Below are 23,613 nucleotides of genomic sequence, written 5' to 3' on the forward strand. Positions count from 1 at the left end.
ACGGCGGCCGTACGGATATTGCGTTTGCGAAGCGTTACGAATTTAGCCGCCGGAACGCCCTAAAAAATTACATATTATATAACCAATTCGCCGGATTGGCGTACGTCGCGTTTTGCGAGATCATGAACTTTAGAGTGGTTTTGCCCGTATCGCCGTTGGTGCGAATTTTCCCGATGCTTTGCTTGGTGCTTACTTTGTCGCCTTTGCTTACACTAACGCTACTGAGGTTTTGATAAACCGTAAAGAAATCTCCGTGTTGAATCATGACCGCTTTGTTCACTGGCGAGATTACAATCACGCTATACACCGTTCCGCCGAAGACAGCTCGAGCATTTGCACCCGAATCGGTTGTAATTTCAACGCCGCTGCAGTGTACGGTTAACCCTTTGTAGATTGGGTGTGGCTGATCACCGTAGCGTAAAGTTACCGTTCCCCGTTCTACAGGCCAAGGAAGTTTTCCTTTGTTAGCTTTAAAGTTATCGGATACGAGTTTTGCTTCGGGCGTAAGTACAATTTTTGTAGCCGTTTCCGTTTTGCGTGTCTCGGCTGCGGTAACTTTTGTTGGGTTCGCTTTTTTGTTTGCGGCAGCAGCTTTTTTGTTTGCTTCAGCAATTGCGGCTTTGATTAAATTGTCGATTTTACGGTCGATTGCACGCGATTCCTGCTGCTTTTTCTTGATTTCGGCAATGATTTTCTTTTTGTCTTTTTTAATGGAATTCACCAAACGCTCTTGTTCGAGGCGTTCTTTTTCCAAATTTTCGCGTTCTTTTTGCTGTTCGGCGAGAAGTACTTGTTTTTGCTTTTTCTGATCGTCGAGAACGGTATTGAACTGCTGTAGTTTAGCAGTTTTTTCTTTTATTTCTTCGGCTTGCATTTTTCGGTATGAAGCGTACTGTTTCATGTACTGCGCGCGTTTGTAGGCTTGAAGAAAATTTTCGGACGAAAGTAAAAACATGGCGCGACTCTGTTCAGATCGACTTTTATACGACTTGCGAATCATTTCGGCGTAATCGGCTTTTAAATCGTCGAGATCGCGGTTGAGCTTATTGATTGCCAACTGATTGATATACATGTCGTTCTTCAAAATCTTGGCTTGCTTTTCCGTGGTATTTATGAGTTTTTCGCGCAGCTTTATTTTCTCGGTTTGTTGTGCGATAAGTGTGGCAACCGACTTCTGCTTTTTGTTTTGCGAATTCAACAACTCTTCTTGTTCTTGAATTTCGCGCTGCAATTGTTCTTTACGGCGTTGCAACTCCTCTTGTGTTGGCTGCGCGAATGCCTGAAAAGAGAGCAAGAGTAAAAGAAAGGTACACCACTTAAGTCCCATAAGATGCTTTTTTATTCGAGTACAATACGTTCGTAACCGCTTGGCACTTCATAAGGAAATGACACGTTTTCGTTGATTTTTACGTCTTTGTACTCGATTTCAATTTTAGAAAATTTGTCTGCTTCTTTAGCCAATATCTTAACCGATAGCGGAAAAGGCACGTTGTCGTAATTTCCGTAGCCGTTATAATCAACAGTAACGCTTTGGTTCTTTTCGGCGCGTACAATTTGTGTCTTCTTCAAAAAGAAGTTCCCTGCTTCAAACGCGTAGGCGCTAGCTTGCGGTTTTGTTGCTAGGGTACGGAGTTCGTAATTCGAACCCGATAAGGCTGCAATAAAATCGCTTGCCGTTAAATCGTCGAGTGGTTTTCCGAGCAGTAAATTTTGAACTTTCTCGTAGTTGAGCGGTGTTCCAGCAAGCCGACTCAAAGTTGTGTAGTCGCCGTCAAAATATTTATCACCTGTTTTTTGATAGTACTGTACACGGTCGGGTGTGATGAGTGCTTTTGCCAAAGTGTAACCAAGCACTTTAACGCTTACAAGTATCTTCTCGTCTTTTTTGATTCGAATGTCGGCGCCCGCATTTACTCCCGTATCCTCCGATTCGTATCCAACACCCGCACGAATAACTGCCGTTTTAAAATCGATTTTATTAGCTTGAATGCCGTTAATAATCGCTTGTACGTCGAGCGCATCGGTTGCTTTAGCTTCGGCAATTTTAGCTGTCGATTTGCACGAAACGATGGTTAATACGAGCAACAAGCAGGCGATTTTCTTCATTTTACTTCAGTTTTTCCGCTTTTTTGAGGTATTTGTCTTTGTTTTTCAGATCACCTAACGATTGATAAACGTCTACCAGCAATTTGTAAAAAGCTGCTTCAAAGGTAGGGTTATCCAATACAAAATCTACGCCGCTTTCTAATTCCGAAACCGCTTCTTTTAATTTTCCGGTTTTGAATAGCGCAAGACCTTTGTAATAGAAGGGTTCGGGTTGGTTTGGAAATAAATCTGCGTAATCTTGGGCTTGTTTCAGTAAAGCATCGTACTCCTGATTCTGCGAAAGCGATTGGAAAAGGAGTCGCGCCGCTTCAAAATCGTCGGGTTTGATCGAAATGCCTTTCTGAAGATACTTTGCAGCTTTGGAATAATCTTTTTTATTGAAGAAGTACTTACCCACTTCGGTTGCCACTACTATGTTTTTATCTTCGGGCAGCAAGGCAATTGCTTCTTCAAAAACTTGTTCGAATTGTTGATTTTTAGTAATGAAAATGAGAAACTCATTAATCATTCGATGCTTGATTTTTGCATCAACACGTGAACTTTTCAATGCTTGTTTTAAAGCTGCACCCGCTTTTGTGCCGTCGTTGTTGGTGATATGGAGCTTGAATAAACTCACCTGTGCCCAATCAGAAGTTGGAATTTCCTTTTCCAACATTTTGGCAACTTCTAAAGCTTTTTCTTCTTGATTGCTGTTGCTGTAAATGGTTATCAGCTCTACGTAATTCGATTCTTCTTTCGGATTTTTCTTGATCTTACTCAATAAATCGTCTTTTTCAGCGCCTTGATATTTGGCATCCGATAAAATCTGGGCCTTGTATAAGCGTCGTTTATCCGACTCGCCAACCGTTTCGTTAAGCTGATTGATTAGCGCTAAAGCTTTGTCGTACTGAAAAGTGTTCATGTATAACGAGACCAAATCTTCTTGGTATGAAGCTTCGAAAGGAACCAGCTGCTGCACCAAAACAATGGCTTGTTGCCAATCTTGTTTGGCATAGCACACTTCGTACATACCATCGAGATACCATCTGTTTTTTGGATCTATGTCGTGGGCTTTTTGAAAACTGCTGTACGCATCGGCATATTTTTTTAACTTCAAATAGCTTTTCCCCAATTCGTTGTAAACGGCCGGATTTTCCTTCTGGATTTCAGCACACTTTTCAAGAGCCGTAATGGCCTTGTCGTAATTTTCGATACTTTTTTGTTTGAGTGCTTCGAAATACGAATTCTGAAAATCGTCGGTAGTAGCGGCAATCTGTTCGGGTTCAACCTGAGCAAACGCTGAACTTGCGGCCAAAAAACCACAAACGAAATGGAACGCTATGTTACGAAGTTTATGCATTATTCTAAAACGCTGTAATCGCCAATGCTGATTTTAGTGAAACTACCGTCGAATTTCGCATGATTACCAATCATCGCTTCGTCTAAATTGGCGTTAGAAATGGTAGATTGCGTTTGAATCAGACTATTCTTAACGTTTGAATTGCTAATCTTAGTGTGTGTGCCAACGGATACGTTTGGTCCGACGGTACTGTTTTCGATCACAACATGATCGCCAATAAAGCAGGGCGGAATGATGGTGGCGTTTGTTAACACAGCCGAACTACTTACTAAATCTTTTCCTTCGTCGTGTAAAAATTGCAGCATACGGCTGTTGGTTTCTACCGTTACGGCTTTGTTTCCGCAATCCATCCATTCGTCGACCGTTCCAGGCACAAAACGCATCCCTTTTTGCTTCATGTTTTCCAAAGCATCTGTGAGCTGATATTCGCCGCCTTTAACCACATTGTTGTCGAGTAAAAACTGCAGTTCTTCACGCAGCGTTTCGCCCGATTTAAAATAGTAAATGCCGATAATCGCTAAATCCGAAACAAAGTCTTTTGGCTTTTCAACGAAATCTATAATCTCATTTTTATCATTGAGTTGCACAACACCAAAAGCCGATGGGTCGTCGACCTTCTTAACCCAAATCACGCTGTCGGCAGTTTGATCGAGCGTAAAATCAGCACGGAACAATGTATCTGCGTAAGCAACTACAAGTGGTCCCGACATCGATTCTTTCGCACATAAAATAGCGTGCGCAGTTCCCAAGGCTTCATTTTGGTAGTAAATGCTTCCGCTAGCGCCTAATTTTTCAGCTATAGCCACAAGCTCCGTTTCCACAGCTTTACCAAAATCTTTATGAATAATGAAGGCAATTTCGCTAATAGGTTGGTTAATCACTGCAGCTATGTCCTCCACCAAGCGGTGCACTATGGGCTTACCTGCAATTGGGATAAGAGGTTTCGGTACAGTTAACGTATGCGGGCGCAGTCGAGATCCGCGTCCAGCCATCGGAACAATGATTTTCATATTTTGATTTTAATTTTTTCCAGTACTTCCAAATCCACCCGCACCACGTGTGGTTGCTGTTAGTTCATTTACTTCTTCAAAAACAGCTTGTTCGTATCGAGCAAAAACCAATTGTGCAACGCGATCGCCCGGCGAAATCACCGCTGTTTCTGCTCCTAAATTTATTAAAATTACGCCTACTTCACCGCGATAATCGGCGTCGATGGTTCCCGGCGCATTTAAAACCGTTATTCCTTGCTTGAGTGCCAAACCACTACGCGGACGCACCTGCGCCTCGGTTCCGGCAGGCAACTCCAAAAACAAGCCCGTTTTTACTAAGGTGCGTTGTAAAGGTTGCAAAGTAATCGACTCGGAAATAGCCGCGCGAAGATCGATTCCAGCAGCTAAATCGCTCTCATAAGCAGGTAATGGGAAAGCAGACGTATTGATGATTTTTACAGCAAGCATACAAGCATTTTTGATGCCGCAAGATAGTAGTTTTAGTTCGAGAAGTAAAGGCGAACGTCAAGTATTGCGCTAGGTATTTCTCTTCAAAAACACCTTCCGCTCACTCCAAAGCACCACAGCCGTAAAGCTCACAAATGCCAAAATGGCAACGATTAAATTTCCGCGAAAGCGGTAAAAACTTATAAAACTTAAACCTATGGCTAATCCTAAATACAATCCAATTTTTCGATAATCGTACGGAATCGGGTAGTACTTTTGGCCTAAAGCATACGACACCAACATCATACTTCCGTACGCGCCTAAAGTTGCAATTGCCGAGCCCGTGTAGCTGTACAGCGGAATTAACCAAAAGTTAAGCGCCAGCGTCACTGCAGCACCAATTAGCGAAATGTATGCGGCAAAGATGGTTTTGTCGGTAAGCTTATACCAAATCGATAGGTTGGTGTAAATCCCCAAACAAAAGTTAGCAAGTACAATCAGTGGAACAATCTTCATGGCTTCCCAGTACTTTGCGTTTGGAATCATAACCAATTTCAAAACATCGGCAAAAACAATCACGCCAACTAAGATAATGGCTCCTGCCGCCACGAAAAAGCGGGTAATTTCGGCGTAAGTTTGTGGCGCATTTTCATTTTGCGCATGGTTAAAGAAAAACGGTTCAATACCTAAAGTATAAGCCGTTCGAAACAACACCATGAACAGCCCCAGCTTGTAACAAGCCGAATACACGCCGAGCTCTCGATCGGCAATCGCCTCGGGAAGCATTTTACTGAGCAAAATCTTGTCGAACTGATCGTTAATCGCAAACGCAATTCCTGAAATTAAAATTGGCCAACTGTAGCGCAGCATTTTTTTCCATAGCTGGGTATCAAATTGGTATTTCGTCTTCCAATAGTCGGTTGATAGCACTATAAACGTGGCCGCGCTTGCAATTAAATTCGACACAAAAATGTAAAATACTTCGCTGTTTGGCATATACAAAGCAGCAAAGAAACTATGGTGCGCCAGTGCAGGTAACAGCAATAAAAAGAACAAATTAAGCAGTAAATTTAGAACAACGTTTCCGATTTTCACCACAGCAAAAAAGCCCGGGCGTTGCGAAGCGCGTAAACTGCTAAAAGGAACTAACACTAAAGCATCGAATACCATTATGGCAATCGCTAAGTACACTTGCGTGAGCGAAACTTCCATAAAACTCGATAAAAACGATGCTTGTAAGGCGGCGAAAACAGCGAATAAGGTAGTCGAGAAAAGTATTGAGTAAAGCGCTGTCGATTTTACACGTTCCGGATCGGGTTCGCGGTTTATAAAACGAAAATACGCAGTTTCAAAGCCGTACGAGAGTACCACATTAAAGAAAATCATGTACGCAAAAAGCTTGGTAACCACGCCATATTCGGCTTCATCCAGCAAATCGATGTATAGCGGTACCAAAAAAAAGCTAAGCATACGCGGCACAACGGCGGTTAGGCCATAAATTGCCGTTTGCTTAAATAGTTTGCGGTATAAACTCACTTTTTTTGTTTTTGGGCAAATGCCGCTCCGTTCCTACGCGCCACCGCGCTTTCGGCTTTACTCCTCACGTACTGCGTTTCACTTCGTACGTTGCGGGGTACCGCCTCTATCGCTTTTGCGGCAATCGTTACCAAACGAGCAAACCAGAACGTATCTACGCTTATTCTACCGTAACCGACTTCGCTAAATTTCGAGGCTGATCTACGTTACAACCGCGCAATACCGCAATGTGGTACGACAACAACTGCAACGGAATGGTAGTAATTAGCGGAGATAAAGCATCTGAGGTATCCGGAACTTCAATCACGTAATCGGCTAACTCGCGAACTTGAACATCACCTTTGGTAACAATTGCAATGATTTTTCCGCTACGCGATTTAATTTCTTGAATATTCGAAACCACTTTATCGTAATGTCCTTGTTTGGGAGCAATTACAATTACAGGCATGTGCTCATCGATCAATGCAATCGGACCGTGTTTCATTTCTGCAGCCGGATATCCTTCTGCGTGTATGTAACTGATTTCTTTTAACTTCAATGCTCCTTCTAGCGCTACCGGGAAGTTGTATCCACGTCCTAAATACAAGCAATTCGCTGATTTTTGGAAAACTTTACCAATAGCTTCGGCGGCATCGTTGGTTAGTAAAGCTTCTTGCACTTTCTCTGGAATGAGCTCCAACTCTTGTAAATAGCGGTGGTAATCTGAGTTTGATAAGGTTCCTTTTGCTTTCGCTAAACGTAAAGCAATCATGGTAAGAACCGTAATTTGGGTGGTAAATGCTTTTGTCGAAGCCACTCCAATTTCGGGTCCGGCATGCGTATAAGCGCCGGCATGTGTTTCTCTCGAAATAGACGAACCAACCACATTACAAACACCAAACACAAAAGCGCCGCGTTCTTTAGCCAACTTTATAGCCGCTAAAGTATCGGCAGTTTCACCCGACTGCGAAATAGCAATAAGCACATCATTTTTATTGATGATCGGATTTCGATATCTGAACTCCGAAGCGTATTCAACCTCAACAGGAATTCGTGCAAACTCTTCAATAATATATTCGGCAACCAAACCGGCGTGCCAGCTGGTTCCACAAGCAACAATTAAAATACGCTCGGCGTTAAGAAAACGCTCTAAGTTATCTTCAATTCCTGCCATTTTAATTAGCCCTTGATTGGCCAATAAACGTCCGCGGTACGTGTCTTTAATTACCGATGGCTGCTCATAGATCTCTTTCAACATAAAGTGATCGTAACCACCTTTTTCAATCTGCTCCAAATTCATTTGAAGTTCTTGTACGTAAGGGTCTACCAACGCATCATCTTTAATTTTACGAATGCGCAAAGGTTTGTGTAAACGCACAATCGCCATTTCTTCATCTTCCAAATAAATGGCATTTGAGGTATACTCTATAAACGGAGAAGCATCGGAAGCGATAAAAAATTCGTCGGTTCCAATACCAATTGCCAAAGGTGATCCTAAACGCGCTGCGATAATTTCATCCGGCTTTTTTCGGTCGAAAACGCAAATGGCATACGCTCCAACAACTTGGTTTAGTGCTATTTGCACCGCTTTTCCAAGCTTACACTTTTCGTTTTTCTGTACTTCTTCAATTAAATTTACCAATACTTCGGTATCGGTATCTGAAGAAAAAGTATATCCGCGTTTAATTAACTCCTTTTTTAACGGCTCGTAATTTTCGATAATTCCGTTGTGGATGATTGCAAGTTCGCCACTATTTGATAAATGTGGGTGTGAATTCACATCGTTTGGTACACCGTGTGTTGCCCAACGTGTATGCCCCATTCCTATGGTTCCGGTTTGCGACATTGATTTGGATTTTTCTTCCAAATCGCTCACCTTCCCTTTTGTTTTGCTCACCTTTAAATCAAAGCCATCGAAGAGCATTACCCCGGCACTATCGTATCCGCGGTATTCTAGTCTTTTAAGTCCTTTAATTACAACAGGAAATGCTTCTCTTTGTCCGATATAACCTACAATTCCACACATAATTTATTCTTTTGGTTTGGTGTAATAGATTTCAAGTTTTAATCTTCTCGTCGCGTCTACTGCGGGATTGGAACCATACAAAACAGTTCCAAACGGATTTAGTACTGATGCGACGGGCAGGCACGAAAATACGGCAGTACTAGGCTGACCCGGTTTTACGCGTGCAAAGCGAATATCGTTAATTGCTTCGGTAACTACAAGCCCAAGTCGAACATTCGTACTATCGCGATTTTTCAACAAGTTCGAAATGTGCCTAGTAATTCTAATTTTATAGCGAACTCCCTTTCCATTCGTTTCCTCTAAAAGTCCACCGAAAATTGGCTTATTAAATTTCGGAAAACCGCTTGGCCCTTCATCTCGAGCTGAATAATCTGCGAGCACCTTGCGATTTGTTAAATCATAAAGAAATATTCTTCGAGGCTCAACACTACCCGCCATCGCATCTTGATCGATAAAGAACGTCAGATTTGCCTCGTTTATTAACCAATTGTTTGCTTCAAAGTCGTTGCGCAATGCTTCTAATTCTGCTGAATTTCCACCATTGGCAGCTGTTCTTCCAAATAAGTCGATTACTGCAACCGAGCCTTCGCCTCCTTTGATGTAAAGACGTTCATCACCTTCGGTAGTATTCACATTGGCCGGATTAATGGCGGCAGCATAGTTAGGCGTATAGGTTTGTTCCAATAAATTAGCTCTATTTCCAGCCAAATTGAGAACGAGCTCTTTTTGAACTCTTGTAATTGTCGTCGTCCCGTTGGTAGTAGTCGATTTATCCTCGGTATAATACAACGTTACCGTTCCTCCGGTAAAATTTAAATTTGCTAGACAATTACCCGACTGCTGTTCCACTTGAAAATAGAGACCTCGGAAGTAGTTTTTAAAAGAAGTATTACCTTCTAACGACACTGCTGGCGCATCAATAATTTTCTTTTTGAAAAAGTTCTTATTCAGGGATACGCGCAATCTTGGAGCCTTACGAGTTACGGTCTCATCGCCGTCCGCATCAACTTTAGTAAGAATTATTTCGGCTGGATTGAAGAAAAACTGATCATTTTCTTGCGGATTAGTCGAATTGTTCAATCGCGGTCCGTTGAAAACAGCCGTGCCATCTTCTAGTGCACCTTTTTTGTAGCTTTCAAATGTCTGTCTTTGGTCGTTATATAAACTTATTCGCTCTTGCAAATTCGACTCAGGTGAAGGATCTAAATCGGGAATAAAATATCCCGATTCATAAATACTTAGTTTAATCCGCGCATTTTGATCAGTTGTTACACTATCTAGCTCGTAGGTTGAATCGCCATCGACAACATTTATCCTTCTATTAAAATACGGAATTTCCATAAAAACACTGTCCATCACAACATTAGTTGAAAACTCCGGCGAAACAGATGCCAATTCCAGCTGAGATACAAAATGTGCTGTTGTGCTGCCGAATGCAGGATTGTTGTAATACCCTAAGGAGTTAACAGTAATATCGGTTGCTAAATTTGGCAAGTTATTCGATTGCACAACCCCTGTTGCCTGATTGAAGGCAACCACCGAGAGCTGACCTGTATAGGGAATCAAATCGAAGTGACTGTCGCCTATAACATCACTTTCTAAGTCAATAAAATCTTTATCGCAGGCATACAGACACAAAACAACTACTGCTGCTGCTAAAAACGCTCTTACGTTTTTTAAATTCATAAAATTTTTCTTTAGAGAACTTGATTTTTGTAGAAGTTCGTATAAGCTTCTGCAAATTTTTCTTTTCCTGCGAAAGGTAGAAAGGGTTTTTGAGCAGCGTGTATATATTTTGTTAATTCATCAGAAAGATTTTCTGAACCGATAACTACCGCATCAGAATGGTCGATTGCGGATTGCATAATATTATTAAAAGACGGCGTTTTAAGAACACTTACTGCAGCCTCCGGAATTTGATCAAACTGCATTTTTGCAGATAAATCGGCAGCTAAACTGCCGTCAAACGATTGGCTATATATCGAGGTAACCACTTTTGTGTCGGCAAACAAAGCATCATTCTTATAATAATGCTTCATATATACGGGGAGCAACGACGCCAACCAGCCGTGTACGTGTATAATATCGGGGACCCAGTTGAGTTTTTTCACCGTTTCGATTACGCCTTTGGCAAAGAAAATAGCGCGCTCGTCGTTGTCTGGAAATAAATTTCCATCTTCGTCGGCAAACGTTGCTTTTCTTTTAAAATACTCGTCGTTATCAATAAAATATACTTGAATCCGCTCCTTGGGAATCGATGCTACTTTTATGATTAGAGGCATGTCTAAATCATTGACAACCAAATTCATTCCCGACAATCGGATGACTTCGTGCAATTGATGCCTACGCTCGTTAATATTTCCATACCGCGGCATGAAAATTCTAATCTGCCCGCCCTGGTCGTTGATCATTTTCGGAAGGTCATATGAAGTCGAAGACACCTCATTTTCTGCCAAATAAGGCACTACTTCTGACGACACAAATAAGATTCGTTTATCTTCCATAAAGGTCAAACTTCTGCTATTTAGAATAAAAAACATGCAAAAGTACAAATAACCAATGAGATATTGCCTAAAATCTTAAGTTTGCACCCAATTTCAGAAACAGCGGTATGCAGGTTTTTACCACTAAATCGGCCTTACAACCCGTACTTGAGAAGCTTCATGAGACTCAAAAATCAATTGGTTTTGTGCCTACCATGGGCGCTTTGCACGACGGACATCTTTCTTTGGTGCAGCAAAGTTTGAAGCAAACCGATTTTACCGTGGTGAGTATATTTGTTAATCCAACGCAATTCAATAATGCTGCCGACCTCACCAACTACCCACGAACACTCGAACGCGATCTGCAAAAGCTCTCAAGTTTAAATGCCGATAACATTCTTGTTTACGCACCCGAGACCAATGATGTTTACGGCTCAGCCATCACTTCAGTTGATTTCGAATTCGGCGGTTTGGAACACCAAATGGAAGGAAAGTTTAGACCCGGTCACTTTAATGGTGTGGGAACTATCGTTAAATTTCTATTCGAATTAATTCAACCACAAATTGCTTTTTTTGGAGAGAAAGATTTTCAACAAGCTCTTATCGTATCGAAATTGGCTGAAATGCTCGAAACAGGACCAACGATAGAAATTGTACCCATTTTTCGAGAAGCAAACGGATTAGCCATGAGCAGCCGAAACGAGCGACTAACCGCCGAACAGCGCGAAAAAGCTGGTCTGATTTTTGAAAGTCTATCTCAGGCAAAAGTTCTCTTTAAAACCGAGTCGTTTGATAAAATTAAAGAAACCGTACAAAGCATTTTTTCTAACCATCCGCTTTTTCAACTCGAGTATTTTGAGATCGCCGATGCCCAAACTCTCGAACCAACAGCAGTTCTTGAGCCAGACAGAAAATACCGCGCTTTTATTGCGGTCTTCGCCGATGAAGTTCGACTTATTGATACTATTTCCTTAAATTAATTACCTTTGCGCCATGCAAATTCAAGTTGTAAAAAGTAAAATTCACCGCGTTTCTGTTACCGGTGCCGATTTGAACTACATTGGTAGTATAACCATAGACGAAGCGTTGATGGACGCCGCAAACATCATTGAGGGTGAGAAAGTCTCCATTGTAAACATCAATAATGGGGAACGTTTGGAAACTTATGCTATAAAAGGCATTCGAAACAGTGGGGAAATCACGCTTAACGGTCCTGCCGCTCGCAAGGTTCAAAAAGGAGATATTATCATTATTATTTCATACGGAATCTTAACCATCGAGGAGGCAAAAGCTTTTAAGCCAGCGCTCGTTTTCCCAGACGAAACAAACAATTCACTTCGTTGATATTTTGAAATTTCCGATTAAAAAATTCCTGTCAATCACCCTTCCAATAGCGCTTGGAGTTTTTTTAATCATCTACAAATACAATGAGTTTTCGGCAGCCCAAATAGCCGAAATGAAAGGGTATTTTCAACAAGCCGACTATCTTTATATTTACTTATCGTTGTTCATTGCTTTGTTTGGTTACATTTCACGAGCTTATCGATGGAAGTATCCACTACAACATTTGGGCTATAACCCCAGTTTTTGGAACAAGCTTTTTGCGGTTTGTATCGCTTATATGGTAAATTTAAGTGTTCCGCGAAGTGGTGAAATTTCACGGGCAGTAGTTCTAAAAAAGTACGAAAACATTCCGTTTGATCAAGGTTTTGGAACTATAGTCGCAGAACGAATTGTCGACCTTTTCATCTTTGCAGGCTTTTTCTTTGTTGCCCTGATTTTTCAAATAAATGTAGTAAGCGATTTCCTAACCAAACACATTCCGGTTGATCAATTATTGATTTTAGCGGCAGTTGGAATTATACTCGCTGCAATTTTTATGCTGGTATGGATCTATTCCAAACTCGGAATCATATTAAAAGCTAAAGAAAAACTGGCTGGATTAACCGCCGGAATGAAAAGCATTTATACCATGCCTCATAAATGGGCGTTTTTAGCGCATTCTATTTTTATCTGGTTTACGTATTTGGCCATGTTTTACGTCACAATTTTTGCGCTACCCGAAACGGCAAATATTAGTTTTGGCGCAGTAGTAACGGCCTTTGTTGTAGGAAGTATTGCCATTGGATTTACCAACAGTGGTTTCGGTGCTTATCCGATTCTTATTGCAGAAATTCTGCTCTTATATAACGTTCCCGAAACTGCGGGATTAGCTTTTGGATGGATTGTGTGGATTTCTCAAACTATTCTAATGATAGCTTTAGGTGGAATCTCATTTTTGCTATTACCTTTATTTAATCGACGTTAACGAACCTTTCGTCTGATTATTAACTTGTAAAATCGCTTTATTTTCAACGGGCATTCCTTTTTTAGTATTTTAGTCGGATTATTGTGAACTTTAGGTAAATAGTGTGCGTATGAGGTCACTCGTTTTTTTAATAGCTCTTTTTTGCTGCCTTTCTGCGACAGCACAGCGTCCGCGTGACACCATTTTTTCAGCTAAACTAAATGCTGATCGAACGTTTACAGTATCGTTACCGCTTTCATACGGTCAGACAAAAGATAAAAAGTATCCTTTGTTATTGCTGCTCGACGGCGAATACCTATTTGATATATTCGACGGAAATTTTTCGTACGGAAATTATTGGGATGATCTTCCCGAAGTCATAATTGTCGGAATAGATCAGAATAAAGAAAATCAGCGTGAAGCTGACTGTATGATGAATCAAGAAGGTTTACCCGAAGAAACGGGTGCCGCATTTTTTGAATTTATAGGTGCCGAGCTCCTTCCTGCGCTCGAAAAGCAATACCGCCTATCGCCATTTAGAATCATTGCAGGGCACAATATTACTGCCGGTTTTATGAACCTTTTTCTCTATAAAGAAGATCCGTTGTTTAGCGGATATATTTCGATGGGAGCCGAATTTGGCGAACAAATGATGGAGCGAATTCCGGTTATGCTAAAAACAGCTAAAAAACCCATATTCTACTACCACTCAAGTGCCGATGGTGACCTGAAGCACAACCTGAAAGGTATTCAAACACTCGATGGCAACATAAAAACTATTCTAAATTCTAATATCAATTACCGATACGACGAATTTAAAGGCGCGTCGCATTACAGTTTGGTTGCCTATTCTGTACCAAATGCCATCTATCACATCTTTTCAAGTTATCAACCTATTAGCAAAACCGAGTTCGATGAAAAACTCGTAAAGCTCGAAAGCGGCTATGTTGATTACCTGGTGAAAAAATACGAAACCATAAATAAAGCATATGGCGCTAAAATGGCCATTCGAATTACCGATTTCAAAGCTGTAGAAGCTGCTATTTTAAAGAATAAAGCTTACGCAGAATTTGAAAAGCTGGCCGCCTTATCTCGAAAAGCTTACCCAAAATCGATGTTAAGCGCGTATCATATGGGTATGTTTTACGAAAAAACAGGCGATTTTAAAAAAGCACTTAAAGCCTACCAAGCTGGTTTTTCTCTCGATGCCATCGGTGACCTGACCAAAGATTTTATTGTTGAGAAGGTTGAGGAAATGAAGCAAGGCGCAAGTGCTAAAAAAGCTGCCGCTGCCGAACCACAACCACAACCAACACCAACCGAAACCACTGAACCAGCAAAAGAAGAGCAACCTGCAACCGAAAAACCCTAATGGCAAAGACAAAAACAGCTTTTTTTTGTCAGAATTGTGGTGCGCAATATGTAAAATGGCAAGGACAGTGCACCGCTTGTAAGTCGTGGAATACATTGGTCGAAGAACGCATAGCCACTCCCGAAGCACCTGCTTGGAAACCTGCGGCAGACAAGAAAGTAACCGTTGATAAACCGGTGCTCGTTTCCGAAGTTATTGCGCAAGATGTTTACCGCTTAAATACCGGCGATCAAGAGCTTAATCGGGTTTTAGGCGGAGGCTTAGTACCTGGATCATTAACTCTGTTAGGCGGTGAACCCGGAATTGGGAAAAGTACCTTACTCTTACAAATAGCCTTGCGTTTACCTTACAAAACGCTTTACGTTTCGGGCGAAGAAAGCAAACAACAAATAAAAATGCGCGCCGAACGTATTGGTACGGATTATCAAAATTGTTACCTGCTTTCGCAAACGCAAACCCAGGAAATCTTTGAGCAAATCAAAGTACTGCAACCCGATATCGTTATCATCGACTCGATTCAAACGCTACAAACCGAAGTACTCGATTCGGCGCCAGGAAGTGTCGGACAAATTCGGGAAACTACCGCAGAACTGATTCGATTTGCCAAAGAATCGAACACACCAGTACTTTTAATCGGACATATCACTAAAGACGGAACCATAGCTGGGCCAAAAATCTTGGAACACATGGTTGATACGGTTTTGCAATTCGAAGGCGACAGGCATCATATTTACCGAATTCTACGCGCCTTGAAAAATCGTTTTGGCTCGACCGCAGAGTTGGGCATTTACGAAATGATTGGCAGTGGCATGCGCGAAGTTACCAACCCAAGCGAACTTTTGCTTTCGCACCGCGACGACGCTCTGTCTGGCACTGCTGTTGCATGTGCTTTAGAAGGTATGCGACCAATAATGATCGAGGTACAAAGTTTAGTAAGTACCGCGGTTTACGGAACGCCACAACGCAGCACAACCGGCTATAACGCTAAACGTTTGAACATGATTTTAGCGGTATTGGAAAAACGATCGGGCTTTAAACTGGGTGCAAAAGATGTGTTCTTAAACATAACCGGCGGCTTAACGCTCGAAGATCCTGCGATCGATTTGGCGGTGGTTGCCGCTGTTTTATCGTCTAACGACGACATTCCGCTACCAAAAAACGTTTGTTTTGCAGGCGAGGTTGGCCTTTCAGGAGAAATCAGACCGGTGAGTAGGTTGGAACAACGCGTTCAAGAAGCTTCCAAACTTGGATTTAGTACAATATTTGTATCTTCACACAGCAAGATCAGCGCAACACACGCCGGAATAGAAATTGTTCGGGTCGGAAAAATTGAAGACCTGGCAACGGCATTATTTGGCTGATAGCGTTATTGTTATGAAAATCTCGAAAAAATTTATATACCGATCGCTTTTGGCGTTTTTAGCCGTATGTCTCATTATTGTAGGCTGTATTTTCGCGTTCCGACAGCAAATTCTCGATAAAGTTATTGCGAAAGCCAAACAGAAATGCCAGACCGAATACCAAGCCGAGCTTCATTTAAAAGCGGCGACATTCACGGGCTTGACAACCGTTGAAGTTTCCGAATTTTCGATTGTTCCGATGGGAAAGGACACCTTGATTTCGGTAGATCGTGTGGAGGCAAAAGCCGCACTATTTCCCTTATTCTTAGGAAATTTACAACTCGATTTTTTGCATTTAAAGAAAGGAAAGCTGCAACTAATTACTACGGCAACGGGCAGCAATTTCGAAACGTTTTTAAAAAGCAAAAACGAGGTTTCCAGCGTTGAAACTAGCTCGGAAACCGATGTGAATTATGCGCGTAAGCTCGACAAACTCAGTACGGTTTTTTTAAATCTCATTCCTACGCAATTAAACCTGTCGAATTTTCAAGTAATTGTAAACGATAAAGGAAAACAAGCCTTAATTAATGTACGCACTCTTGCGATCGACGATGAAGAATTGCAGTCGGAAATTGCCGTAAAAACCAATACATTCGAGCAAATCTGGACGATTAGTGGCGAAGCTGATCCGCGCGACCGAAAAGCCGACCTAGTTTTTACAACTTCCGATCCTGCCGGTGTGAAACTTCCGTATTTCGATGAGCGATTTCAGTTGCAGTCGTCGTTTAAAAGTGCACGACTACAAATCGAAGACATCGACACGGAAGACGGTAACTTTTACATTCAAGGCTATTCGGAATTGGTGGGTTTACGGGTAAATCAGCCAAAAATTGCAGTCGATACGGTGTACATTCCGAAATTAAACAGTTCGTACAAATTTGTGGTAGGACCTAAGTTTGTAGCGATCGACAGCAGTACAACAGCCAAGATAAACAACATTAGTCTTAAACCGTATGTGAAATTAGATTTTGAAACGGATACAATTTTCGACATGAAAGTTTCGATCCCGAAAATGCAGGCACAAGCGTTCTTGAATTCGCTGCCTGTAGCGCTGTTTCCGAATACGGTGGGCATGAAAGCCAGTGGAAGTTTCGCGTATAAACTCAATTTCCACTTCAATAAAAACAATTTAAAAGACGTGGTTTTTGAGAGCAATCTCGACCGCGAGAACCTAAAAATCATCAGTTATGGCAAAGCGGATATTCCGAAGATTAACGGCGTTTTTGCTTACAGTGCTATAGAAAACGGGAAGCGCCAACGCGAGATTATTGTTGGTCCGGAAAATCCGAATTTTACGCCTTTAGCTGAAATTGCGCCGGAATTGAAAAGCGCGGTCTTAACCTCCGAAGATCCTTCGTTTTTCTCGCACAAAGGATTTGTTACTGAGGCCTTTAAACAATCGATTGTAAAGAACTTTAAGACCAAGAAGTTTTCTCGAGGCGGCAGCACCATAAGTATGCAATTGGTTAAAAATGTGTTTCTTACACGTCAGAAAACGCTTGCGCGGAAGTTGGAAGAGATTTTGCTGGTTTATATTTTAGAGAACAACCGCATTGTTTCGAAAAGCAGAATGTTGGAAGTGTATTTTAATATAATTGAATGGGGACCGAATGTGTACGGAATTGGCGAAGCGAGTAGGTTTTACTTTCAGAAATCTCCTGCGAATTTGACGATCGATGAATGTATCTTTTTGGCGGGAATTATTCCGAGTCCGAAAAAGTTTAATTGGCAATTTAATAGCCAAGGCGTATTGAAACCGTACGTTCGAAAACAACACGAGTTTATTAAATCGCTTATGATTCGTCGTGGTTTGTACCGCAGTGCCGACAGTTTAGGCGGTTACGGCGGCATTCGAATTAGCGGTCCGGCTTCGGGTTATATAAAGATTGCCAAAGAAGTTGATTCGACGGCAGTTGACAGTTTAGAAATAGAAGAATTTGAATTTTAGTATCGATACGTTTAGCACGTTGCCGCGTTAGGTGGTGCAGCGAAAAGCCCGTAAAAAACCAAAACCAAGCAAATAAAAAAAGCCGCAGCGACCTAAGAAGCTGCGGCTTTTTTTGGATAGCTGTTTTAGATTTGAAACGTTAACTGAAACGCTTGTGGTTTAAAACAACTTGATTTGCTGGTTTTGGTTTTGCGGACTTGCAGCGAAAACACCGACCGCCGCCTATTCCTCTCGTCTAGTGGCGAATGTTCGCTGCGGCGGTAACGCCCAAAAAATCAAAAACAATTAAAACTCGTTTAGCGCCTTACTGATTTCGTCGAGTTTTGGCGTTAAAATAATTTCTATACGGCGGTTTTTCGACTTACCTTCGGCCGTTTCGTTGCTGGCAATCGGCGCATATTCACCACGTCCTGCCGCGGTAAGGTTTTGTTTGTTGATGTTCTTGTTTTCGCCGAGAATATTCACAATAGCCGTTGCGCGCTTGGTAGATAAATCCCAGTTGTTTTCGATTTGTCCGACAGCGCCGGCAAATTTATCGGTATCGGTATGACCTTCGATAAGCACGCTGATATCGGGATTGGCGGCCAAAACTTTGCCAAGTTCGACAACTGCCTTTTTACCTTCGGCGTTTACGGTCCAGCTTCCGGTTTGGAAAAGCAGTTTGTTTTCCATGGAAACGTACACTTTTCCGTCGCGTTGTTCCACAGTTAAACCCTTGCCTTCGAAGGCGTTTAAGGCTTTTGAAAGCGATTCGCGCAGGCGTTTCATGTTGTTTTCTTTAGCCGAGATCAGTTGTTCGAGTTCGGCAACGCGAGCCGAGCGTTCTTCGAAATCGGCTTTCAGTTTATTTAATCGTTCTTGTTCGGCAGCTAGTGCCTTTTCTTTGGCTTCTAACTTAGCCAACAGAGCTCGGTTTTGCTCAAGATTCGACTTCAAAACCTCGTCGCTATTTTTTTCAAGAGCGGAATAAGAGGCTTGTAAGTTTTTGAGATTGGCATTAGCCGCGCTTAAATCGGCCGCAAGTTTGTCGCGCTCGGCTTTCAATTTCTCCAATTCGGTTTGCTTTGAAGCTAAATCCTGATCGGCTTTATTTTTAGCTTCGGTAAGCTTTTCAAGATCGTCTTGAGTTTTGCGTTGTTCTTTTTTGAGTTCGGCATACTTGTTTTCGAGGTCGGTGTACACTTTTTTAGACACGCAGCTCGAGCAGAGTGCAAGAATTAGAAATCCGGTTAAAATGGGTCTTTTCATAAATCGTGTTTGTGAAATAGTAGAATCGCTTTCGCGGAAATTAATTTAAGATTTGTAAAGATACGGGACAGTGGTCGCTGTGCACGGCGTCGGGATGAATTTGTGCTCCGAGCAGTTTGTTTTCGAGATTCTCGGTTGCGAGTAAATAATCGATACGCCAACCTTTGTTATTTACCCGGGCGTTGGCGCGGTAGCTCCACCACGAGTAGTTGTGTGGTTCTTTCACGAAATGTCGGAAGGTGTCGATGAAGCCTGTTTTGAGAAATCCGTCGAGCCAGGCACGTTCTTCGGGCAAGAATCCGGAAACCGTTGCATTTCGGATGGGATCGTGAATATCGATTGCTTGATGGCAGATATTGTAATCGCCGCCAATAATTAAGTTCGGGATTTCGTTTCGCAAATTGCTAATGTAGTTTTGAAACAAACGCATGTATTCGAACTTATGATCGAGACGATCGGTGTTGGTTCCCGAAGGTAAATACAGGCTCATCACGGAAAAGCCGTTGAAATCGGCACGAATATTTCGCCCTTCGTTGTCCATGTGTGCAATTCCAGTTCCTTTAACGACTTGTACAGGTTCGTGTTTGCTGATAATTCCTACGCCGCTGTAGCCTTTTTTTTGAGCGGGAAAGAAATAGCAGTATTTATAGCCAATTTGTTGTAAGGCTTCGATGGGAATTTGGTCTTCGGTGGCTTTTATTTCTTGGAAACACACAATATCGGCTTCAGACTGCTGTAACCAATCGAGCAAACCTTTGGTTATTGCGGCGCGAATGCCGTTTACATTGTAGGAAACTATTTTCATTTTATCCTGTTAACGTTTCAAATGTATTAAATTCGAATGAGTCGGCACGATATTCTTAAATGGGTTCCTGTTAAACTTCTCAAAAAAAAGCTGCTAGATAAAAATAGGTGTAATTATAGCGCTTGATCGTGAGTTTGTTGGCAGAATATGCGTTTGAAGTAGCTTATAAAAGTACCTGCCTAATCATTATTTTCTATATTTGTTCGGAACAAATGAAACTAAAATGGGGCTGGTTACTGCCAAAGAAGTTGCAAAAGCTATAAAGACGGATAAGTACGGTATTTTGGGTACTTTTTCGGGCTGGTTGCTTATGAAAACACTGCAAATCAGCAGGCTTAATACAATTTACGATCGCAACAAACATTTAAAAGATGTTGCTTTTTTGAACGCCATTTTAGATCAGTTAGAAATAAAATTCGACATTCCCGACGAAGATTTGAAGCGCATACCTAAAGAAGGAGCGTACGTTACGATAAGTAATCATCCGCTTGGTGGTGTTGATGGTATTTTGTTGTTGAAGCTCATGTTAGAGCGCGAGCCGAATTTTAAAATTATAGCCAATTTTTTATTACACCGCATCGAGCCGCTGAAGCCTTTCATTATGCCGGTTAATCCGTTTGAAAATCATAAAGACGCGAAATCGAGTGTGGTTGGTTTGAAGGAAACGCTCCGTCATTTAAGCGATGGCAAACCTTTGGGTATGTTCCCAGCGGGAGAAGTGTCGACCTACAGAGACGGTAAGTTAATGGTAGATAAAGCCTGGGAAGAAGGAGCGATTAAGGTAATCCGAAAAGCGCAAGTACCCGTAGTTCCGATTTATTTCCATGCGAAGAACAGTAGGTTTTTCTATATGCTATCTAAGTTAGGCGATACTTTACGTACTGCGAAACTACCTTCGGAGCTGTTTTCGCAGAAAGATCGCGTGATTAAGGTTCGCATTGGCAAGCCCATTTCGGTTGCGGAACAAAATGAGTACAAATCGTTAGAAGAGTACTCCGAATTTTTACGCAAGAAAACGTATATGCTAGCAAATCCGTTTGAAAAAGAAAACAGCGGAATTGCGCCAGCACAGTTAAAAATCGCGCCAAAACCTAAACAAATTACCAAGGCGGCCAGCAGTGAGAAAATGGCTGCTGAAGTAGAAATGCTACGGCAAACCAACTGCCGCTATCTGCAAAGTAAGAATTACGAAGTTTTTTTTACCAAGGCAGACAAGATTCCGAATTTGTTACATGAGATTGGGCGTTTGCGAGAAATAACTTTCCGTGAGGTTGGTGAAGGGACAAATCAATCGACAGATTTAGACAAGTACGATAAATATTACTACCACATGTTTTTGTGGGATGCCGATACGCAGCAAATTGCTGGTGCATACCGCATGGGCTTGGGTTCGGAGATTTTTCCTAAGTACGGTTTTGAGGGTTTTTATTTGCACGAACTGTTTCGCTTTGAATCAGAATTAAACGAAATGCTCGGAAAGTCGATTGAAATGGGACGCGCATTTATAGTTAAAGAGTACCAGCAGAAACCGATGCCGTTGTTTTTGCTTTGGAAAGGAATTATACATACAACCTTGCATTATCCGGAGCACAATTATCTGATTGGAGGAGTGAGCATCAGCAATCAGTTTTCGAGTTTTTCGAAGTCGTTAATGATTGAGTTCATGAAATCGAATTACTACGACCCGTATGTGGCGCAGTACGTTCGCGCGAAAAAAGAATATAAGGTTAAGCTTAAGGATGCGGATAAAGATTTTATTTTCGATGAAGCGGAATCTGACTTAAATAAGTTTGATAAAATCATCGATGAGTTAGAGCCGGGTAATTTACGTTTACCGGTTTTGATCAAGAAATACATTAAGCAAAATGCGAAAGTTGTGGCGTTTAACGTAGATCCACAATTTAATAATGCGATCGACGGATTGATGTACATTCGCATAGCCGACATTCCCGAGAGCACTATGCGCCCCGTTATTGAAGAATTTCAGGCGGAGTTGGAACGAAAACTTCACGAGAAAGGCAATTACTAACGGGTAGTCTACCGCAAAAAAGAGCAAATCTCCTATTTTTTGAAATAAAATTCGTAATTGACTGTTTATTAGGACTTCTAATATTTCAAGTAGAAACAAGCGTACTTCTTTAAATTTTTATCAAAAACGCGATTTTTAGACTCTTAAAATGTTAAAATATTGAGAAAACTACGATAAATTTTAGCCAAACAAGTCTTTTGATTACATAAAATAAATTTTCAAGTGAATTAATTTGTTGTATGTTTGTGGAGAAATTTAAAACTTAAACTTTTTATGAAAAAAAATCTACTAACCATAGCGCTTATTGCAGCAGTTTCTTCGGGATTTGCGCAAGAAGGTAAGGAAGATAAAGCTGAGGGGAGCAGTTTTAATCGTTGGTCTATTGAATTTGCGGGAGGCGTAAATAAACCTTCAAACCCTTTTATGCCAGGAGCTTATGCAGCTACTCCAAGCCCTTGGAATGCTGATTTGGGGGTACGATATATGTTATCAAGCAATTTTGGTTTGAAATGGGACATAGGTTATTACACCTTTTCAAACAACGACGCAAGTTTAATTGAGTTCGATACACATTACTATAGAACATCCGTTCAAGGTGTAGCCAATGTTGGAAAAATATTTGGTTTCCCTGAATTTACTAAAAGAATTGGAATTTTAGCACACCTAGGTGGTGGTTATTCTCAAATGAAGTCAGACGATCAATCATACACAGATCGTATGGGTCACTTCATCGTAGGTCTTACCGCACAGCTTAAATTATCTAACCGAATTGCATTAACAGGAGATTTTACAAGCTTAACAGGTGTTGGGCAAAACAGAACCTTTGATGGCACTGGTAACGCAGAAGCACAAGACAATAAATTCCGCGGTTTCGGAGGTGGTATTTTCTCTGGATCAATCGGTCTTACTTTCTATTTAGGCAGCAATGATACACATGCAGATTGGTATTATGAAGGCGATAAGACAAAAGACGAAGTTGCTGAATTGCAAAAAAGAATTGGCGACCTAGAAACTATGCTAAGCGATGCTGATAAAGATGGTGTGCCGGATTATTTAGACGCAGAACCAAACTCAACAACAGGAGTTGCTGTAGACACTAAAGGACGTGCTATTGATAAAAACGGTAACGGAGTTCCTGACGAATTGGAAAGCTACATGTCTAAAACATACGGTGATAACGTGAAAAGTAGCGCAATCACTAACAACAGCATGACAAACAACGAGATGATTCGTTCTTTACTCAACGGTGGTTATATGTGCGTGTACTTCGCATACAACAAATCGGTTCCAACTAACGAATCTACTGAAGGTATTGATTTTGTATTGACTTACTTAAGAAATAATCCTACAGCACAAATCGAAATAACTGGTCATGCAGATGAAATCGGAAACACCGAATACAACAACAAACTTTCTGCAGCTCGTGCTAACGCAGTTAAAGATGTTCTTGTAAAAGCTAAAATTGATCCATCTAGATTGACAGTTGTTCCTGCTGGTGAAGATAAGTCGGTAGACAAATCTTCTGAAGGAGCTCGTAAACTAGTTCGTAGAGTTACTTTCCGCGTGAAATAATTCTCAAAATCACATATGTAAAGCCGGATTGTTCGAAACAGTCCGGC

Annotated in this window: 19 protein-coding genes; 8 read left to right on the top strand and 11 right to left on the bottom strand. The window is 41.5% G+C overall.

What is annotated here, in order from left to right; translation table 11 throughout:
• Positions 1 to 67: 67 nt before the first annotated feature.
• The 9 genes from Q0064_RS10565 to Q0064_RS10605 form a co-directional block, all read right to left on the bottom strand.
• Positions 68 to 1,327 carry a peptidoglycan DD-metalloendopeptidase family protein gene (locus Q0064_RS10565; protein ID WP_298148169.1) on the bottom strand — a complete coding sequence of 420 codons (1,260 nt, stop codon included), beginning with the start codon at positions 1,325 to 1,327 and terminating at the stop codon, positions 68 to 70.
• Positions 1,328 to 1,338: 11 nt separating this feature from the next.
• Entirely contained in the window at positions 1,339 to 2,106 is a 768-nt protein-coding gene (locus Q0064_RS10570) for a DUF4292 domain-containing protein (protein ID WP_298148171.1), read from the bottom strand.
• Position 2,107: 1 nt separating this feature from the next.
• Entirely contained in the window at positions 2,108 to 3,445 is a 1,338-nt protein-coding gene (locus Q0064_RS10575) for a tetratricopeptide repeat protein (protein WP_298148173.1), read from the bottom strand.
• Positions 3,445 to 4,455 carry a sugar phosphate nucleotidyltransferase gene (locus Q0064_RS10580; protein ID WP_298148175.1) on the bottom strand — a complete coding sequence of 337 codons (1,011 nt, stop codon included), beginning with the start codon at positions 4,453 to 4,455 and terminating at the stop codon, positions 3,445 to 3,447. Before Q0064_RS10580 ends, Q0064_RS10575 begins: the two co-directional genes overlap by 1 nt.
• A 9-nt stretch (positions 4,456 to 4,464) precedes the next feature.
• Positions 4,465 to 4,902, bottom strand: a complete 438-nt coding sequence (gene dut, locus Q0064_RS10585; RefSeq protein WP_298148177.1) for a dUTP diphosphatase — start codon at positions 4,900 to 4,902, stop codon at positions 4,465 to 4,467.
• A gap of 69 nt (positions 4,903 to 4,971) precedes the next feature.
• On the bottom strand, positions 4,972 to 6,417 hold the full coding sequence (locus Q0064_RS10590) for an oligosaccharide flippase family protein (protein ID WP_298148179.1): 1,446 nt from the start codon (positions 6,415 to 6,417) through the stop codon (positions 4,972 to 4,974).
• 160 nt (positions 6,418 to 6,577) lie between these two features.
• The gene (gene glmS / locus Q0064_RS10595) at positions 6,578 to 8,422 is read right to left on the bottom strand and encodes a glutamine--fructose-6-phosphate transaminase (isomerizing) (protein WP_298148181.1); all 1,845 of its coding nucleotides are present in this window, start codon (positions 8,420 to 8,422) and stop codon (positions 6,578 to 6,580) included.
• Positions 8,423 to 8,425: 3 nt separating this feature from the next.
• On the bottom strand, positions 8,426 to 10,108 hold the full coding sequence (locus Q0064_RS10600; RefSeq protein WP_298148183.1) for a DUF4270 domain-containing protein: 1,683 nt from the start codon (positions 10,106 to 10,108) through the stop codon (positions 8,426 to 8,428).
• An 11-nt stretch (positions 10,109 to 10,119) separates the two neighbouring features.
• Positions 10,120 to 10,926, bottom strand: a complete 807-nt coding sequence (locus Q0064_RS10605; protein ID WP_298148185.1) for a glycogen/starch synthase — start codon at positions 10,924 to 10,926, stop codon at positions 10,120 to 10,122.
• A gap of 107 nt (positions 10,927 to 11,033) precedes the next feature.
• On the opposite strand from Q0064_RS10605, the gene panC reads away from it, so the two are divergent.
• From panC to Q0064_RS10635, 6 genes are all read left to right on the top strand, one after another.
• Positions 11,034 to 11,885 carry a pantoate--beta-alanine ligase gene (gene panC / locus Q0064_RS10610; RefSeq protein WP_298148187.1) on the top strand — a complete coding sequence of 284 codons (852 nt, stop codon included), beginning with the start codon at positions 11,034 to 11,036 and terminating at the stop codon, positions 11,883 to 11,885.
• Positions 11,886 to 11,898: 13 nt separating this feature from the next.
• Complete coding sequence (panD, locus tag Q0064_RS10615; RefSeq protein ID WP_298148189.1) at positions 11,899 to 12,249, top strand: aspartate 1-decarboxylase; 351 nt, start codon at positions 11,899 to 11,901, stop codon at positions 12,247 to 12,249.
• Between the two features lie 4 nt (positions 12,250 to 12,253).
• Positions 12,254 to 13,213 (top strand): lysylphosphatidylglycerol synthase transmembrane domain-containing protein, encoded by a 960-nt coding sequence (locus tag Q0064_RS10620; RefSeq protein WP_298148191.1) that lies wholly within the window; start codon positions 12,254 to 12,256, stop codon positions 13,211 to 13,213.
• Between the two features lie 109 nt (positions 13,214 to 13,322).
• A complete protein-coding gene (locus Q0064_RS10625) occupies positions 13,323 to 14,564 on the top strand; it encodes an alpha/beta hydrolase-fold protein (protein ID WP_298148193.1) in 1,242 nt (413 codons plus the stop codon).
• Positions 14,564 to 15,925, top strand: a complete 1,362-nt coding sequence (gene radA, locus Q0064_RS10630; RefSeq protein ID WP_298148196.1) for a DNA repair protein RadA — start codon at positions 14,564 to 14,566, stop codon at positions 15,923 to 15,925. The genes Q0064_RS10625 and radA overlap by 1 nt, the downstream gene beginning before the upstream one ends.
• 13 nt (positions 15,926 to 15,938) lie before the next feature.
• Positions 15,939 to 17,912, top strand: a complete 1,974-nt coding sequence (locus Q0064_RS10635; protein ID WP_298148198.1) for a transglycosylase domain-containing protein — start codon at positions 15,939 to 15,941, stop codon at positions 17,910 to 17,912.
• A 285-nt stretch (positions 17,913 to 18,197) separates the two neighbouring features.
• Here the strand turns inward: Q0064_RS10635 and Q0064_RS10640 are convergent, their stop codons facing one another.
• Positions 18,198 to 19,160, bottom strand: coding sequence for an OmpA family protein (locus Q0064_RS10640; protein ID WP_298148200.1), 963 nt, complete (start codon positions 19,158 to 19,160; stop codon positions 18,198 to 18,200).
• 40 nt (positions 19,161 to 19,200) lie between these two features.
• Positions 19,201 to 19,965 (bottom strand): exodeoxyribonuclease III, encoded by a 765-nt coding sequence (locus Q0064_RS10645; protein WP_298148202.1) that lies wholly within the window; start codon positions 19,963 to 19,965, stop codon positions 19,201 to 19,203.
• A 223-nt stretch (positions 19,966 to 20,188) separates the two neighbouring features.
• Here Q0064_RS10645 and Q0064_RS10650 point away from each other — a divergent pair, with 223 nt between their 5' ends.
• Positions 20,189 to 21,994 carry a lysophospholipid acyltransferase family protein gene (locus tag Q0064_RS10650; protein WP_298148204.1) on the top strand — a complete coding sequence of 602 codons (1,806 nt, stop codon included), beginning with the start codon at positions 20,189 to 20,191 and terminating at the stop codon, positions 21,992 to 21,994.
• Between the two features lie 273 nt (positions 21,995 to 22,267).
• Complete coding sequence (locus Q0064_RS10655; RefSeq protein ID WP_298148206.1) at positions 22,268 to 23,566, top strand: OmpA family protein; 1,299 nt, start codon at positions 22,268 to 22,270, stop codon at positions 23,564 to 23,566.
• Positions 23,567 to 23,613 lie beyond the last annotated feature (47 nt).

The organism is Flavobacterium sp. (assembly GCF_027490375.1).
In the GTDB taxonomy this organism is placed as follows: Bacteria; Bacteroidota; Bacteroidia; order Flavobacteriales; family Flavobacteriaceae; genus Flavobacterium.

What these genes read in the sequence shown, in the direction of transcription:
- Q0064_RS10625 (WP_298148193.1), top strand. Translation starts at nt 13,323, where the DNA reads ATGAGGTCACTCGTTTTTTTAATAGCTCTTTTTTGCTGCCTTTCTGCG.
- Q0064_RS10600 (WP_298148183.1), bottom strand. Translation starts at nt 10,108, where the DNA reads ATGAATTTAAAAAACGTAAGAGCGTTTTTAGCAGCAGCAGTAGTTGTT.
- panD (WP_298148189.1), top strand. Translation starts at nt 11,899, where the DNA reads ATGCAAATTCAAGTTGTAAAAAGTAAAATTCACCGCGTTTCTGTTACC.
- Q0064_RS10650 (WP_298148204.1), top strand. Translation starts at nt 20,189, where the DNA reads ATGGGGCTGGTTACTGCCAAAGAAGTTGCAAAAGCTATAAAGACGGAT.
- Q0064_RS10635 (WP_298148198.1), top strand. Translation starts at nt 15,939, where the DNA reads ATGAAAATCTCGAAAAAATTTATATACCGATCGCTTTTGGCGTTTTTA.
- Q0064_RS10570 (WP_298148171.1), bottom strand. Translation starts at nt 2,106, where the DNA reads ATGAAGAAAATCGCCTGCTTGTTGCTCGTATTAACCATCGTTTCGTGC.
- dut (WP_298148177.1), bottom strand. Translation starts at nt 4,902, where the DNA reads ATGCTTGCTGTAAAAATCATCAATACGTCTGCTTTCCCATTACCTGCT.
- panC (WP_298148187.1), top strand. Translation starts at nt 11,034, where the DNA reads ATGCAGGTTTTTACCACTAAATCGGCCTTACAACCCGTACTTGAGAAG.
- radA (WP_298148196.1), top strand. Translation starts at nt 14,564, where the DNA reads ATGGCAAAGACAAAAACAGCTTTTTTTTGTCAGAATTGTGGTGCGCAA.
- Q0064_RS10640 (WP_298148200.1), bottom strand. Translation starts at nt 19,160, where the DNA reads ATGAAAAGACCCATTTTAACCGGATTTCTAATTCTTGCACTCTGCTCG.
- Q0064_RS10605 (WP_298148185.1), bottom strand. Translation starts at nt 10,926, where the DNA reads ATGGAAGATAAACGAATCTTATTTGTGTCGTCAGAAGTAGTGCCTTAT.
- Q0064_RS10580 (WP_298148175.1), bottom strand. Translation starts at nt 4,455, where the DNA reads ATGAAAATCATTGTTCCGATGGCTGGACGCGGATCTCGACTGCGCCCG.
- glmS (WP_298148181.1), bottom strand. Translation starts at nt 8,422, where the DNA reads ATGTGTGGAATTGTAGGTTATATCGGACAAAGAGAAGCATTTCCTGTT.
- Q0064_RS10655 (WP_298148206.1), top strand. Translation starts at nt 22,268, where the DNA reads ATGAAAAAAAATCTACTAACCATAGCGCTTATTGCAGCAGTTTCTTCG.
- Q0064_RS10645 (WP_298148202.1), bottom strand. Translation starts at nt 19,965, where the DNA reads ATGAAAATAGTTTCCTACAATGTAAACGGCATTCGCGCCGCAATAACC.
- Q0064_RS10575 (WP_298148173.1), bottom strand. Translation starts at nt 3,445, where the DNA reads ATGCATAAACTTCGTAACATAGCGTTCCATTTCGTTTGTGGTTTTTTG.
- Q0064_RS10565 (WP_298148169.1), bottom strand. Translation starts at nt 1,327, where the DNA reads ATGGGACTTAAGTGGTGTACCTTTCTTTTACTCTTGCTCTCTTTTCAG.